The sequence below is a fragment of the Thiomonas islandica genome, assembly GCF_055383445.1.
Window position 1 is genome coordinate 624925 of sequence record NZ_AP042391.1, and the last position, 13844, is coordinate 638768.

The 13844-nt window shown below is 66.9% G+C and carries 13 protein-coding genes; 1 reads left to right on the plus strand and 12 read right to left on the minus strand.

What is annotated here, in order from left to right:
* Positions 1-5: 5 nt before the first annotated feature.
* From ACZ47F_RS02960 to ACZ47F_RS02980, 5 genes are all read right to left on the minus strand, one after another.
* The gene (locus ACZ47F_RS02960; RefSeq protein WP_464925816.1) at positions 6-857 is read right to left on the minus strand and encodes an SDR family oxidoreductase; all 852 of its coding nucleotides are present in this window, start codon (positions 855-857) and stop codon (positions 6-8) included.
* Positions 854-1474 (minus strand): LPS export ABC transporter periplasmic protein LptC, encoded by a 621-nt coding sequence (gene lptC, locus ACZ47F_RS02965; protein ID WP_464925817.1) that lies wholly within the window; start codon positions 1472-1474, stop codon positions 854-856. The genes ACZ47F_RS02960 and lptC overlap by 4 nt, the downstream gene beginning before the upstream one ends.
* Positions 1474-2067 (minus strand): KdsC family phosphatase, encoded by a 594-nt coding sequence (locus ACZ47F_RS02970; RefSeq protein ID WP_464925818.1) that lies wholly within the window; start codon positions 2065-2067, stop codon positions 1474-1476. The genes lptC and ACZ47F_RS02970 overlap by 1 nt, the downstream gene beginning before the upstream one ends.
* Positions 2068-2085: 18 nt before the next feature.
* The gene (locus ACZ47F_RS02975; RefSeq protein WP_464925819.1) at positions 2086-3084 is read right to left on the minus strand and encodes a KpsF/GutQ family sugar-phosphate isomerase; all 999 of its coding nucleotides are present in this window, start codon (positions 3082-3084) and stop codon (positions 2086-2088) included.
* Between the two features lie 76 nt (positions 3085-3160).
* Positions 3161-3781 carry a response regulator gene (locus tag ACZ47F_RS02980; protein ID WP_464925820.1) on the minus strand — a complete coding sequence of 207 codons (621 nt, stop codon included), beginning with the start codon at positions 3779-3781 and terminating at the stop codon, positions 3161-3163.
* Between the two features lie 665 nt (positions 3782-4446).
* Here ACZ47F_RS02980 and ACZ47F_RS02985 point away from each other — a divergent pair.
* Entirely contained in the window at positions 4447-5832 is a 1386-nt protein-coding gene (locus ACZ47F_RS02985) for a hypothetical protein (protein ID WP_464925821.1), read from the plus strand.
* A gap of 69 nt (positions 5833-5901) precedes the next feature.
* Here the strand turns inward: ACZ47F_RS02985 and metW are convergent, their stop codons facing one another.
* The 7 genes from metW to ACZ47F_RS03020 all read right to left on the minus strand — a co-directional run bounded on the left by metW (position 5902) and on the right by ACZ47F_RS03020 (position 13788).
* Entirely contained in the window at positions 5902-6543 is a 642-nt protein-coding gene (gene metW, locus ACZ47F_RS02990) for a methionine biosynthesis protein MetW (protein WP_464925822.1), read from the minus strand.
* A complete protein-coding gene (gene metX / locus ACZ47F_RS02995) occupies positions 6540-7682 on the minus strand; it encodes a homoserine O-succinyltransferase MetX (protein WP_464925823.1) in 1143 nt (380 codons plus the stop codon). The genes metW and metX overlap by 4 nt, the downstream gene beginning before the upstream one ends.
* Before the next feature lie 146 nt (positions 7683-7828).
* Positions 7829-8602 carry an ABC transporter ATP-binding protein gene (locus tag ACZ47F_RS03000; RefSeq protein ID WP_464925824.1) on the minus strand — a complete coding sequence of 258 codons (774 nt, stop codon included), beginning with the start codon at positions 8600-8602 and terminating at the stop codon, positions 7829-7831.
* A gap of 10 nt (positions 8603-8612) precedes the next feature.
* Positions 8613-9602 carry a FecCD family ABC transporter permease gene (locus ACZ47F_RS03005; RefSeq protein ID WP_464925825.1) on the minus strand — a complete coding sequence of 330 codons (990 nt, stop codon included), beginning with the start codon at positions 9600-9602 and terminating at the stop codon, positions 8613-8615.
* Entirely contained in the window at positions 9599-10657 is a 1059-nt protein-coding gene (locus ACZ47F_RS03010; protein ID WP_464925826.1) for an LLM class flavin-dependent oxidoreductase, read from the minus strand. The genes ACZ47F_RS03005 and ACZ47F_RS03010 overlap by 4 nt, the downstream gene beginning before the upstream one ends.
* A 6-nt stretch (positions 10658-10663) precedes the next feature.
* On the minus strand, positions 10664-11719 hold the full coding sequence (locus ACZ47F_RS03015) for an ABC transporter substrate-binding protein (RefSeq protein WP_464925827.1): 1056 nt from the start codon (positions 11717-11719) through the stop codon (positions 10664-10666).
* Complete coding sequence (locus ACZ47F_RS03020) at positions 11716-13788, minus strand: TonB-dependent receptor plug domain-containing protein (RefSeq protein ID WP_464925828.1); 2073 nt, start codon at positions 13786-13788, stop codon at positions 11716-11718. Before ACZ47F_RS03020 ends, ACZ47F_RS03015 begins: the two co-directional genes overlap by 4 nt.
* Positions 13789-13844 lie beyond the last annotated feature (56 nt).

Below are 13844 nucleotides of genomic sequence, written 5' to 3' on the forward strand. Positions count from 1 at the left end.
GCATGTCACCGCCTGCCACGCCGGATGCGGTTGCGCCGCGTCATGCCGTGGCAGGGCGCGCAGTCGTCCTTGCGCGGCTTGCGGCCGTAGCGTGCGGCGAAGCGGTCGAACACGGCGCGCGGCACGATATGCAAAAACTTGGACAGAATCGCCATCTGCCAGGGAATAGTGGCGTAGGCCCGCCCGGCGTCGATCGCGCTCAGCGCACGGCGCGCGAACACCGTCGGCGGAATGAGAAACGGCATGCGAAAGCGGTTGCCCTCGGTCATCGGGGTCTGGACATAACCGGGACTGATGGTGACCACCTTCACGCCGCTTGTGCGCAGTTCGACCCGCAGGCTCTCGAGCGAGCGGATCAACGCAGCCTTGCTCGCGCAGTAGGCCGCATGGCAGGGCAGGCCGCGCACCCCGGCCACGCTGGCAATGCCCACCAGCGTGCCGCTGCCGCGCGCGCGCATCGGCGCGATGAACGGCGAGAGCGTCGCCAGCGCTGCAGCCCAGTTGATGTCCATGATGTCGATGGCCACATCCAGATCGTCCGCCTGCGACAGATCGACACCGTGGCTGATGCCGGCATTGGCGATGACCACCTGCGGACAGCCCCAGTCGCGCAGCAGGCTGCGCGCCTCGGTGTGTAGCCGGTCGGTGTCGCGCACGTCCAGCGCGATCAGCCGCAGCCGGGCGGTGTCGTGCGGTGCCAGTCCGCAGTCGCGCGCGACCTGCTCCAGCAGTTCGGCGCGACGGGCGATGAGCACCAGCCGCCAGCCGCGCGCGGCATAGGCCGCAGCCAGCGCGGCACCGATGCCACTGGAGGCACCGGTAATCAGCACGGTCGGGGCGTGCGGCGCGGCGGTCATGGTTTGGCAGGCGGCACGACGCCGGGAGAGAAGAGCACAGCGTTCACCCTGCCCTGCATCGACGCTGTGCCCGCGATGCCGTTGAAGTCGAGGCTGTCGCCGGAAAACCGGGTCTGGCCCTGCTGCACCAGGGTGGGCCGGTTGGACTGCACGATCTGCTGGTTGGGGAAGATGTTGAGAAACTCGCTGCGCACCACGATCGGCGGCTTCCCGGCCGACCCGCTGCGCTGCACCACGGCGTTGCCCAGAAGCTGCACATTGCTGCCATCCTTGTTCGCCAGGCCGCGCAAGGCGCTGGCGGTGGTGACCCCGCCCAGCGGGTTGATCGACCGCAGCTGTGGGGCGGTGATGTCGAAGGTGTCGGTGGCGGGCAGGTGCACCATCTGCACGCCGCGCAACACCGCGCGGAGCTGGCCCTGCGCGTCATAGCTGGCGGCGGAAAAATCGCGCAGCAGGTAGTCGGGCAGGTCAGAATGCGCCGGGCCGATGCGCGCCGGCTGCTCGGCCCGCATCACCACCTGCGCCACCCACCAGCTGAACGCCGCGGCAATCGCCAGCAGCACGATCGGAATCCACGCGCTCAGGCGCAGCCAGAGATGGCGCAGGTTGGGGCGCATTACGCAACGCCTCCGGCAGCGCGCGGCGGGGTATGCGGCTTGCCGTCGAGCGCGTCCTGCAGCAGGGCGGCGTAGGCGCCGCGCGCGGTCAGCAGCAGATCGCAGACTTCGCGCACCGCGCCCAGGCCGGCGGGGGCGCGGGTGACATGGCGCACCCGGGCGAGCACCTCGGCATGGCTGCCGGGCGGCGCGGCGCTGAAAGCGGCGCGGTCGATCAGCGCCAGATCGGGCCAGTCGTCACCGATGACGCCCACCTGTGTCCAGCGCAATTGCAGGCGGTCGAGCAGAGCTTGCGCTGCGGGCAGCTTGGCGCTGCTGCCCAGAATGCTGTGCCGCAGGCCGAGTTCGGCAATGCGCGCCCGAAGCGCGGGACTGTCGCGGCCGGAGAGGATGACCGGCTCGACACCGGTGCTCATGAGCAGCTTTAAGCCGTGACCATCGATGGTGGAAAAGCGCTTGAGTTCCTCCCCCTGCGCGCCGTAGAGCAAATCGCCGGGAGTGAGCACCCCGTCCACATCGAGCAGCAGCAGGCGCACGTCGAGCGCGGCAAGCACCAGCTCGGGATCGAAGACGAGGTGGGGCGTGGCATCCATTGGGGCAATCGTCCTGGTTCAGATGACCTTGGCGGCAAACAGGTCGTGCATGTTGAGCGCGCCCACCGGCCGACCCTGCGCATCGACCACCAGCAGCTGGTTGATGCGGAACTGCTCCATGCGCTGCACCGCTTCGACCGCCAGCGCGTCCGGGCCGATGGTGCGCGGCTGCGGGTGCATGGCCTGCTGCGCCTGCAGGGTGTTGAGGTTGGCGCCCTTTTCGATCAACCGGCGCAGGTCGCCGTCGGTGATGATGCCCTCGAGCACGCCCTGCGCGTCGACCACCGCGGTCATGCCCAGGCCCTTGCGGGTGATTTCCATCAGCGCCGCGGTGAACGGCGCCTCGCCCGGCACACTCGGCACGGCGTCGCCGCTGCGCATCACGTCGCGCACATGGGTGAGCAGCTTGCGCCCCAGGCTGCCGCCGGGGTGGGTGCGGGCGAAGTCTTCCGGGCCAAAGCCGCGGGCATCGAGCAGCGCCACCGCCAGCGCATCCCCCAGCGCAAGCTGTGCCGTGGTGCTGGCCGTGGGCGCGAGGTTGAGCGGACAGGCCTCTTGTTCCACCGCGCAGTCGAGCAGGATGTCGGCATGCCGCGCCAGCGTGGAATCGGTGCGGCCGGTCATGCTGATGAGCGTGGCGCCTAGGCGCTTGACCAGCGGCACGATACGGGTGAGTTCCTCCGTCTCGCCCGAGTTGGACAGGGCGAGGAACACATCGTCGCGCGTGACCATGCCGAGGTCGCCGTGGCTGGCCTCGGCCGGGTGGACGAAGTAGGCCGGCGTACCGGTGGAGGCCAGCGTGGCGGCGATCTTGCGCCCGACATGACCCGACTTGCCCATGCCCGAGACCACGACCCTGCCGCGGCTTTGCAGCATGCACTGCACCGCCTGCGCAAACGCCGCGGCCAGCGGCGGCGCCTGCAAGCGCTCGCGCAATGCGCGCAGCGCACGGGCCTCGATGTCGAGGGTATCGCGCGCCAGCTGTGTGGCGCGGTCTGGCGAGAAGGCGGGGTGCATCCGCGGCAGTATAAAAAGGCAACGCTGAGCACGTCGCCCGCGCTGCGCATCCGGTCAGCGGACGGGCCGCACGCTGTCAGTGCACGATGCCCTGATGTATTGCATACCGCACCAGATCGGCGTCGTTGCCGAGCCCGAGCTTTTTCATCAGCCGGGTCTTGTGCGTGCTCACGGTCTTGCAACTGATGTGCAGTTCCTCGGCCACCTGGTTCAGCGACTTGCCTGTGACCAGCCGCAGGAAGACCTGCATTTCCCGGTCGGACAGACGGGCGTGCGGCTCCAGCGCCGCGTCGCCCTCGTGCATGTATCTGGCCAGTTGCTCGGCCACGCCCGGGGTGAGGTAGCGCCCGCCCTGCGCCACCTTGTGAATCGCCTCGACCAGCACATCCGGGCTGCAGCCCTTGGTCAGATAACCTGCGGCGCCGCCGCGCAGCGCGCGCAGGGCGAATTGCTGCTCCGAGTGCATGCTCAGGATCAGCACCGGCAGATCGGGATGCGCAAGCTTGATGCGCTTGAGCAGATCCAGGCCATTGCCCGCAGGCAGCGACAAATCGAGCAGCACCACGTCCCAGACCTGCTCACGGACGCACTGCATGGCCTGGGCCGGGTCGCCGCACCACAGTGCCCGCATGCCGCTGGAGCCGAGGAACCGCGCCAGACTCTCGCCCAGCAAGGCATGGTCGTTGATGATGAGCACGCGCCGTTCAACCACCTGGTTAGCCCTCGACCACCGGCAGGCATACCCGCACCCGCACGCCGCCGTGGGGCGAGCGGTCGAGTTCGAAACTGCCGCCAAACACCACCGCGCGTTCGCGCATGCCGCGCAGACCGAGCGAGAGCCTGCGGTCGGCCTGCGTCTGTGCGGTCAGGCCAACGCCGTCTTCCCCCGAGATGCAGACTTGCCCGTCTGCGGCACATCGTTCAGAATTTTCTGACAGCCAAACCAGTGAATTCCGACACCATGTCCCGGCGCGCGCCGATCGACTGATCACCGGGAAAATTCGACAATTCGATGGCTCAAACCGGTCATTTGGCCACCTGCCGGGACATGAATGACGGGCAACGACCCACTGGCCCGTGTGCGTTCGATCCGCTTGGACGCGGCAAAACAGGCAGGAGCTGCGCGCCGTCTGTAACAGGACGTTCATCTGTTTTCGTCGTGTGTCGACGCCAGGCGGGTGCTGGCTTCGACACACATCATTTTTCTCGGTGCCCGCCAGTGTGCTCGAAAAGCACCCGCAGGTGCAGTACCCAAGTCAGGGAGTTGGCATGAAATCATCCTTTCCAAAGACCAAAGCGACAGCCATCGCGTTGGTGGCGTCGCTGTTTGTTGGCGCATGCGGAGGTGGGGGAGCTGCCGTCGTGAACACTGATCCGATTTCGACCTCCACGGCAGCACCCGTCACAATCACCTGCGGCACCGCCTCTGCCAACCCGGCCTCGGGCCTGGTCGACTACGGCAAGGCACCGCGTCCGTACACGGCGCTGGCCAAGCCAGCCAAGGGTGTCAGCCTGGCCGATCCGGACTTTCCGGGCAACACCCGCATCGTGCGCATCACCGACGTGGCTGCGGACTTCAGGGCGCGTGTGGCCGTGCCGGTCTATCCGACCATCCAGTCCTGGAACTGCGACGAGTCGCTGCTGTTTCTCTACGTCACCTCGCCGATGACGGGCGGGCAGGTCGGGCATGCGCTGTATGACGGCAAGACCTACCGGTTCATCAAATTCCTCGACATCAACCCGGCTGATGTCGAGCAGGTGTATTGGGATCCGACCAACCCGGCATTGCTGCGTTATGTCGACAACCGCGACGCGGGCGGCACCTATGTGCGGGAACTGGTGGCCTATAACGTCAACACCGGGCAAAAAACCGTGCTCAAGAGTTTCACCGGCAACACGCAGCTGGCTCCCACCAATGGCAAGATCGGCGGCGGCGGCGATCCGTTTGCACCCAGCGCCGACGGCGACCTGTTCGGGCTGGGCGTGTACCAGCAGAAAAATGGGCCGGGCGGTGCCGCGTTGCAAGGTCAGTTCAGCTACCGGCTGAGCACCAACAGAATCTCCACGTACGGCACACACGAAGGCAATGTCGCCCAGGCAATGCCCAGCGGCCGTGGCCTGATGCTCGGCGACGACACCAAGGTGAGCGTGCTCAGCGAGACCGGCACGGTGCAGCGCACCCTGCCATTCAACGGCATCGAGCATGGGGACATGCTGCGCAACGCAGCGGGCGACGATGTATTTGCAGCGGTGCAGTTCGACGGACCGTCGGGCAGTGGCAATCTGATGATCGCCAATCTCACCACGGGCACGGTGTCCACAATCATTGGCGAGAAGACGGGCGATGGCTATCCGCGCACCGGCGCCCTGCTGTCGGGACGCAGCCGTGCCGCAGGCTGGGTGGCGCTAGCGATCACCGGCTGTCCTGCGGGCAGCACCGGCAACTGCAACGGCGACCAGCCCACGGTCTCCGGCTCCCCCCAGACCTATCTGGATCAGGAAATCGTGCTGGCCAATATCGATACCGGCAAGGTGTACCGCGTGGCGCATCACCGCACCGCAGGCAACTACAGCAACGCGCGCCAAAACAACTATTGGGCGCAGCCCAATGTGGTCATCAGCCCGAGCGGAACCCGGCTCCTGGTGGCCAGCGACTGGGGCGCCGGCAACCCCGGCAATCCGGTGATCGACCCGAACGCCGCGGTAGACACTTACGTCATCGAACTGCCAGCCTACCGGGGCAAATGACGATCGGACACCAGCAGCACCCGCCCGATCCTCCCCCACCGCGTGGGGGAGGCTGGGAGAGGAAGAAATTCAACCCGTTTTCGCCGGATCGAGAGCGGAAGGACGTTGCCCGCCGCCGCCCGGCGGCGGCTCGCCTGAACTGCGCACACAAAACACCGCTTCGGTGCCCAGCAGGCCCGGCGCAAGGCGGACACGGCGGCCGTTGCGCAGGCCGAAGGCATCGACCACGGTCAGACCGCAGTGCGCGGCCAGGCGCTCGAAATCGGCGTAGGTCGCCACGCGCAGGTTCGGGGTGTTGTACCACTCGTACGGCAGTTCGGGCGTGACCGGCAGGCGGCCAGTGAGGATCTGCAAGCGGATGCTCCAGTGGGCGAAATTGGCAAAGCTCAGGATGCCCAGCCGCCCGACCCGCGCGGTTTCGCGCAGCGCGTTTTCGGTGTGGCGGATGTTGGGCAGGGTGTCGATCTGCAACACCACGTCGAAACTGCGGTCGCCAAACAGGGCCAGACCCTGTTCGAGGTCGTACTGCAGCACGTCCACGCCCCGGGCGGTGGCGGCGATCAGCTTTTGCGGGTCGATTTCCACCCCCAGGCCGGTGCAGCCGCGGGTATCGCGCAGATGCGCGAGCATGCGGCCGTCGCCGCAGCCTAGATCGAGCACCCGGCTGCCGTGCGGCACCAGGTCGGCAATGACGGACAGCGGCGTGCTCATGGCGCGATCTCCTGCGCGATGCGGTCGAACCAGGCGCGCACCACGCCGTGGTAGTGCGGGTGGTCCATCAGGAAGGCGTCGTGACCTTGCGGTGCATCGATTTCGGCGTAGGTCACGGCGCGGCGATTGCTCACCAGCGCCTGCACGATTTCGCGCGAGCGTTGCGGCGAGAACCGCCAGTCGGTGGTGAAGCTCACCAGCAGGAAGCGCGCAGTGGCCGGGGCCAGCGCGGCGGCCAGGTCGCCACCGGTGGCGCGCGCCGGGTCGAAGTAGTCGAGCGCGCGGGTGATGAGCAGGTAGGAATTGGCGTCGAAATAGCCGCTGAACTTGTCCCCCTGGTAGCGCAGATAGCTCTCGATCTCGAAGTCCACACCAAAACCGTAGCCGAGCGCGCCGTTGCGCAGTGCGCGGCCGAACTTGGTGGCCATCGCATCGTCGCTCAGGTAGGTGATGTGCCCGATCATCCGGGCCACGGCCAGACCCTGCCGCGGCACGACGCCGTGGGCGTAATAGTCGCCGCCGTGGAAGTCGGGGTCGGTGATGATGGCACGGCGCGCGACCTCGTTGAACGCGATGTTCTGCGCCGAAAGACTTGGCGCGGTGGCGATCGCCGCGCAATGCGCCACGCGATCGGGGTGGCGCAGCGTCCATGACAGCGCCTGCATGCCGCCCAGGCTGCCGCCGATCACCGCCGCCAGCCGGGTGATGCCCAGGCGGTCGAGCAGCCGCGCCTGCGCATCGACCCAGTCTTCCACCGTCACCACGGGAAACCGGCTACCCCACGGACGGCCGGTCTGCGGGTCGATGCTCATCGGCCCGGTGGAGCCGAAGCACGAACCCGGGTTGTTGATGCAGACGACGAAAAAGCGCTCGGTGTCGAGCGGCTTGCCTGGGCCGATCAGGTTGTCCCACCACCCCAGGCTCTTGGGGTCGCCGCCGTAGGTGCCGGCGGCGTGATGGCTGGCGTTGAGCGCATGGCAGACCAGCACGGCGTTGCTGCGCGCGGCGTTGAGCGTGCCGTAGGTCTCATACACCAGCTCGTAGGCGGGCAGCTGCGCGCCGCTTTGCAGCGGCAGCGGCGCGTCGAATGTCATGCGCTGCGGCGTGACATCGCCGACAGCGGAGGGCGAGGCACTCATGCGTGTTCCTGAAAACAAAACCGGCGGTGCTGGCAATGCAGCGAAAACCGCCGGTGGTCTGCGCTGTTTTAGCTGGATTTGTTACGCGCCCGCAAGCCCAGGGCAAATCGGCGCGATGGCAAGTATAGGAGCATCCCCAAACGGATTCAGCCCATCGCCCCGTGCGTTGACCAGTGTGGTGCCAGCAGGGTGCGTTCCAGATGTTGCGCGGACAGACCGTAAAGCCGGGCGAGTTGATCGCGGTCGATGCATTGCGCCGGACCGCCCTGGGCGATGAAGCGGCCCGCCTGCATCAGAATGACGCGCGAGGCCACGACAAAGGCGTGATCGGGGTGATGGGTGGTGAACAGCACGGCGCGCCCGTCGTCGCGCAACTGCGCGAGAAGTTCGAGCAGGCGTAACTGATTGCCGTAATCCAGGCTGCTGGCGGGTTCGTCGAGTAGCAGGTAGGGGGCATCCTGTGCCAGGGCGCGGGCGATCAAGACTTGCTGGCGCTGTCCGCCCGACAGCGTCGCGTAGTTGCGTGAAGCCAGGGCTTGCAGGCCGAGCCGGTGCAGGATGGCGTGCACGGCGGCGAAGTCGTCGGCTGCGGGCCGAGCGATCAGCCCGCGGCTGGCCAGCCGCCCCATCATCACCACGTCGATGACGCTGTAGGCGAACACCAAACGGTGCTGCTGAGGCACATAGGCGATGCGTCGGGCACGCTCGGGCGCGGAGAGGGTGAAGAGGTCTTGACCATCGACCTGCACCGACCCAGCATGTGGCGCATGAATGGCGCACAGGGCTTTGAGCAAGGTGGTTTTGCCGCAACCGTTGGGGCCGAGCAGCGCCAGCGTCTCACCCGGGGCAAGGCGGAGCTGCACGCCCTTGACGACCTCTTCATGCCCATAGCGGACGTGGAGTTGTTGTGCGTCGATCATTTCCAGCTCCTCAATCGGCCCAGCTCACGGCCGTGCGCCGCAGCACCACGGCGAGCAGCGGCAGCCCGACTAGGGCCGTGAGAACGCCCAGCGGCAACTCCACGGTGAACACCGTGCGCGCCACGTCGTCGAGCAGCAAAAGGTAGAGCGCCCCTAGCAAGGCAGAGGCGGGCAACACGAGGCGGTTGTCCGCGCCCCAAATCAGCCGGGCAATTTGCGGAATCAGCAAGCCGACCCAGACGATCATCCCGGCCAGAGTCACCGACAGCGTGCCGAGCAGGGTGGCCAGGGCGATGACCCAGGCGCGCGTAGCGCGCACCGGCACGCCCAGCGTGGTCGCCTCCTCGTCGCCCATGCTCAGCACGTTGAGCGCATGGCCCAGGCCGATGAGGGCAGCGGTGGCCAACGCCATCAGCGGGGCGGTCAACCACACGCTATGCGCCGACACGCTGGAGAGCGTGCCCATCAGCCAATAGGTGATGGCGGGCAGCTTGTCATAAGGGTCGGCGACGTACTTGGCGGTGGACAGCAGCGCGGTGAAAAACGCGCCAGTGATCAAGCCCGCCAGCAACAGCACCACAATGCCACCCAGGCCGACCAGACGGGCGAGCAGCAGGGTCATGCCCACGGCCATCAGCCCAAAGACAAAGCTGGACAGCTGCACCTGCCAAAGGGCGTAACCGAGCAGAATGCCCAGTGCCGCGCCGAATGCGGCGCCGGCCAAACCGCCGAGCACTTCCGGTGAGGCCAGCGGATTGCGAAACAGCGCCTGGTAGGCCGCGCCCGAGGTTGACAGCGCGGCGCCGATGCTCATGGCCGCGACGATCCTGGGCGCGCGCAGCTCCACGATCACCGTCCACAGTTCGGAAGGATGGCCTGCAAGGCCCTGCCACAGGCGCACGGTCGCTTCAAGGGGCGATGGCTGATAGCGCCCGAGCAGCAAGGAGATCGCGGCGCAAAGCCACAAGGCCGAGCCCAGCAACCAGAAGCTGCGCATCATGGATGGCCGTGCATTGCGGCGTCCCCCCGATGCGGCGCGGCAAACCAGGCGGGCAAAGATGCCGGCGAGGACGCGGCTAAGGATGAGGACACCAGCGGCAAGACCTGACGCAACAGCCGCTGCATCTGCTCAAGCTGTCGCTCAGTGCGGTCGTCGAGCGGGTTGAACGCCAGGCGCGGCACCGCGCGTTGCGCCAGCAGGTCGGTGAGCTGCCGGGCGCATTCCTCGGGCGTGCCGACGATGGCGCGCGCCAGGCTTTCGCTCTCGTCCATGTCGGCCATGGGGCCGCGAAAGCCGACCTTCCATTGAGATTGTTTGTTGCGCCGAAAAGCGGCTAGCCACGCCAGGGCATGGCGTCTTGCGGCGTCGCCATCCTCATCGATCCACAGACCGCGCGACAGCAGTGCGTCGGCCGGACGTTGTGCAACGATGCCCCAGTTGATGGCCTGGGCGTCATAGGTTTGCAGCGGCCAGAACTGCGCGCTCATCCAACCCAACCCGCGCGAAGCCGCCCAAGCCAGGGTGTCGGGCTCGCGGCTGGCGACGAACAGCGGCAGCGGAGTTTGCGCCGGGGGTTGCAGCGCGGCCTTGCCGCCATCCTCGACCGACTGGAGATGCAGCCGGTCGAGGACGCCCTCCACGACCTCGCGCATCTGCACGCGCGCCGCATCGCTGCCCCAGCCGAAAGCGCGCATTTGCGCCTCGAACGGCCCACCTTTGGCAAAGCCGATAGCGATGCGCCCGGGCGCCAGGTTGGACAGCAGCGCGATTTCCTCGGCGAGCAGCGCGGGGTTACGGCCTGCGGGCAACACCGCGGCGACGCCGAGCTGGATGCGCTTCGTCCGCGCCGCCCAGTGGGCCAGCAGCAGCAGCGGCGAGGCGCTCAAGCTTTGCGGATCGAAGTGGTGTTCGGTGACCCACACCGCTTGTACGCCGATCTGCTCGATCTCCTGCACCAAGGCGGCGCGCTGTTGGAAAAAGGCGGGGATGGGCTCGTCCGCGGCAGGCTGCATGTGCAGCATCATGCCGATTTGCGGCAGGGCAGAGGCAGGCATGGCGAGTCAATACTTGGTGGGATAGTCGGCGGGGTCTGGCGCCAGGATGGCGCGCGCCTGCGCGGCGGAAAGCGTGCGGTTGAAGTACAGCGCGAAAAAAGCGACGGTGCGGGCTTCGATCGGGGTCTTGAACACCGCGCGGTAGTCTGCGGGGACAACCCGGCTCGCTAGCCAGGGCGCGGCCAGCAGCCGCATGAACGACGGCGGCCGGTCAATCCAGCGAAACGGCACTTGCGGCGCGAACAGCACATGGCCTTCGCGCACCGCGCGCAGCAGCTTCCACCGCGGCTCGGTCTGGATGGCGCGCATCGCAGGACCATCTTGGGTGAGGATCCAGTCTGGGTCAGCGGCCAGGATTTGCTCGAAACTCACCCGCACCATGCCGAAGTGGCTGCCGTCGGTGCAGTGCAAGGCGTTGTGCGCACCGATCGCGGTGATGACCTCGGCATGGATCGAGCCGCTGCACTCGCTCGCCAGGCCGTCTTCGCCTTCGGCGTAATAGATGCGCACAGGCTTTTGTGTGGACATGCGCTGGCGTAGCGCGGCCAGATCGTCCAGCGTGGTCTGCGCGTCGGCGGCCAGCGCCTCGCCGCGCGCGGCGATCCCCAGCGCCTGACCCACCTGGCGGAAGGCCGCGGGGTAGTCCGCCAGGCTGTCAAGCCGCACCGGGCAGATGGGCACCCCGAGCTTGCGCATGGCCGCCGTGCTGGCCTGCGCACCCACCGTCGCCCCGGAGACCAGAGACAGCGTGGGGTGCACGCGCAACACCTGCTCCAGATTGGCCGTTTTGCCTTGGCCGAACCAGCCGCCGAGCACTGGCAGATCGAGCACCTGTGGCGGCAGGATTTGCCCCGCCTGCTTGCTCCAGGGAAAGTTCAGCCCGGCCATGCGTTCGGGCGCCAGCGCCAGCAGCAAGTAATTGTTGACTGGGTTGCTTCCATACACCGGGCCGCTCGGAGTGCTGGGGCAGGGCGCAGGAATCTGCGCCAGCGCGAGCGCGCCGTGCAACAGGAGCGCGGCGCCAATCAAAGGAGCGCGCAGCCGAGCGAGAAATCGGCTCATTGCTTGTACTGCAGTTGCACCCGCAGCTCGCGTCCGGGCATGGGAAAGCCCTCGCTCAATTGATAGTTGCGGTCGAAGGCGTTGTTCAGATTGGCGTAGAGCGTCAGTCGCGGAGCCAGGCGTTGCGTCCAGCGCAGGTTGACCACGGCGAACCCGGCCACCGGCTGCTTGCCGTTGGTCGTGGTCTGGCGGCTGCTGGCCGCCATCACATGCGCTGACAGGGTGGTGGCGTCGCCGGGCAGCCAGGACACGCCCAGATCGGCCCAGTGGCGCGGCGCGTTGGTGGCGACCAGCCCAGGCGCGCCCAACGTGGCGTTGAGATAGCTGTACGCCATCGAGGCGATCCAGGCGCTGCCGATCGGCGCCTGCACACTCAAGTCCAGCCCTTTGTTGGTCGCCGTGCCGACGTTTTGCGCCTGGCTGATGCCGGGAGTGGAGGTGGCGACACTCTCGATCGCGTCCTTGATCGAATCCCAATACACCGCGGCGTCGTACTTCACCCCGCCCAGCATCACCCCGGAGACGCCGACTTCACGGTTGAGTGCTTGTTCCGGCCCCAGCGCCGGGTTGGGAATGGCCTGGCCCAGGCGGTAGGAATACACCTCCTTGATGCTGGGAAAACGGGTCTTCCGCCCGATGCCCGCGCGCAACTCGGTGTGCGCCGAGAGCTTGTGCCGCCAGACGATTTGCGCATTGTTCGCTCCTACGCGCGGGCTGGTGGGCATCGGCCCGATCTGGGTCTGCGCCTTGTTGGTGTATTGCTCGGCCTGATCGAAGCGGTGCTCGTCGCGGCGGTAGCCGAAGGTGAGGGTGTCGGCCGCGGTGGGCTTGTAGGCATTCTCGAAGCCCAGCGCGTAGGTGTGCGCCTCGAAATGCAGCCACGGCGTCTGGTAAGGCCGCGCCTGGGTGGCGAGGTTGGATTCGCGGTGCACGTCTTGTTTGTAAAACAGCCCGAGTTTGAGGAAGTTCTGCGGGCCCAGCGGTTGGCCGAGTTCGACCGTGGCGCCGTTGGAAAAATCGCGGTACTGGCTATTGAAGGCGTAAGGTTTTTGGGTCGAGTTGTAGCGGGCGTTGTCGAACGAGATCAGTTCGTTGTCGAAGGTGTCGTGGTAGAGCCGAGTCTTGAGGTAACCCGCGCCGAGGGCGGTGTTGCCGATGTAGTAGTAGCTCTGCTTGTTCCACTGCGGCCACTGCCAGTAGCGCACCGGCTGGCCGGTTGCCTTGGTGTTGCCGGTGTAGGGCGGCGAGTCCTTGTCGGAATTGACGGTGTAGAGGCCAAGCGCGTAGTCGTCCGTGGCGTTCGGCGTGAAGCCAATCTTGAGGTTGGCGTTGACATCATGGCTGACGGCATTTAGCCGGTCGCCGCCCGGCTGTGCCGGCACCGGCCGGAAATCGCCTGAGAGCGGAAAACCGTCGCGGTTGACCGTGGCCACGCCGCCCTGGACATACCAGCGGCTGTCGATGCGGCTACCCAGTTGCACCGAGGCATCGTTGCCGTAGAGCTTGCGCTGGTTGCCGCTCAGCCCGCCGGTGAAGCTGCCTTCGAGCCCTCTGGTCGGTGCCTGCGTGACGATGTTGATCGAGCCGCCCATATTGTTCGGCCCGTACATCAGCGAGCCCAGCCCCTTGGTGACCACGATCTCGGCAATGCCGGGGGTCAGCAGGCGGCTCAGATCGACATTGCCGTCGTACGGCACGTAGATCGGGATGCCGTCGATATTGAGCGTGATCTGCCGCGAGTCGAAGCCGCGGATGTTGACCTGCGTCTCGCCGCGCTGCCCGAGCGTGATTGGGGTGACGCCTGGCAGATTGGACAGCGCTTCGCCCACATTGAGCGCGCCGCGCTCGAGCATCTGCTGCTGCGTGACCACGCTGCTGCTCGTGCCTCCCGGCGGCGGGGCGCTGACGCCTTTGGCCTGCACATCGACCTCGCCCAGCTGGAACACGGGCTGTGCGGTCGAGGTCTGCGCCGCAGCGCCTGTTGCGTGCAGCAGGGCGAAAAGGGGCAGCAAGGCCGGTCGGGCGAGGCCCAGGGGCCGCAGACTGCGGGCCGAGCGGGAAGGGATCATCGAGCATCTCCATGAAATACACTGCGTCATATTCTTTAGGATACACTGCGCAGCGC

Coding starts and splice junctions, on each gene's coding strand:
- ACZ47F_RS02960 (WP_464925816.1), bottom strand. CDS start 857: ATGACCGCCGCGCCGCACGCCCCGACCGTGCTGATTACCGGTGCCTCC.
- lptC (WP_464925817.1), bottom strand. CDS start 1,474: ATGCGCCCCAACCTGCGCCATCTCTGGCTGCGCCTGAGCGCGTGGATT.
- ACZ47F_RS02970 (WP_464925818.1), bottom strand. CDS start 2,067: ATGGATGCCACGCCCCACCTCGTCTTCGATCCCGAGCTGGTGCTTGCC.
- ACZ47F_RS02975 (WP_464925819.1), bottom strand. CDS start 3,084: ATGCACCCCGCCTTCTCGCCAGACCGCGCCACACAGCTGGCGCGCGAT.
- metW (WP_464925822.1), bottom strand. CDS start 6,543: ATGAGCACGCCGCTGTCCGTCATTGCCGACCTGGTGCCGCACGGCAGC.
- metX (WP_464925823.1), bottom strand. CDS start 7,682: ATGAGTGCCTCGCCCTCCGCTGTCGGCGATGTCACGCCGCAGCGCATG.
- ACZ47F_RS03000 (WP_464925824.1), bottom strand. CDS start 8,602: ATGATCGACGCACAACAACTCCACGTCCGCTATGGGCATGAAGAGGTC.
- ACZ47F_RS03005 (WP_464925825.1), bottom strand. CDS start 9,602: ATGATGCGCAGCTTCTGGTTGCTGGGCTCGGCCTTGTGGCTTTGCGCC.
- ACZ47F_RS03010 (WP_464925826.1), bottom strand. CDS start 10,657: ATGCCTGCCTCTGCCCTGCCGCAAATCGGCATGATGCTGCACATGCAG.
- ACZ47F_RS03015 (WP_464925827.1), bottom strand. CDS start 11,719: ATGAGCCGATTTCTCGCTCGGCTGCGCGCTCCTTTGATTGGCGCCGCG.
- ACZ47F_RS03020 (WP_464925828.1), bottom strand. CDS start 13,788: ATGATCCCTTCCCGCTCGGCCCGCAGTCTGCGGCCCCTGGGCCTCGCC.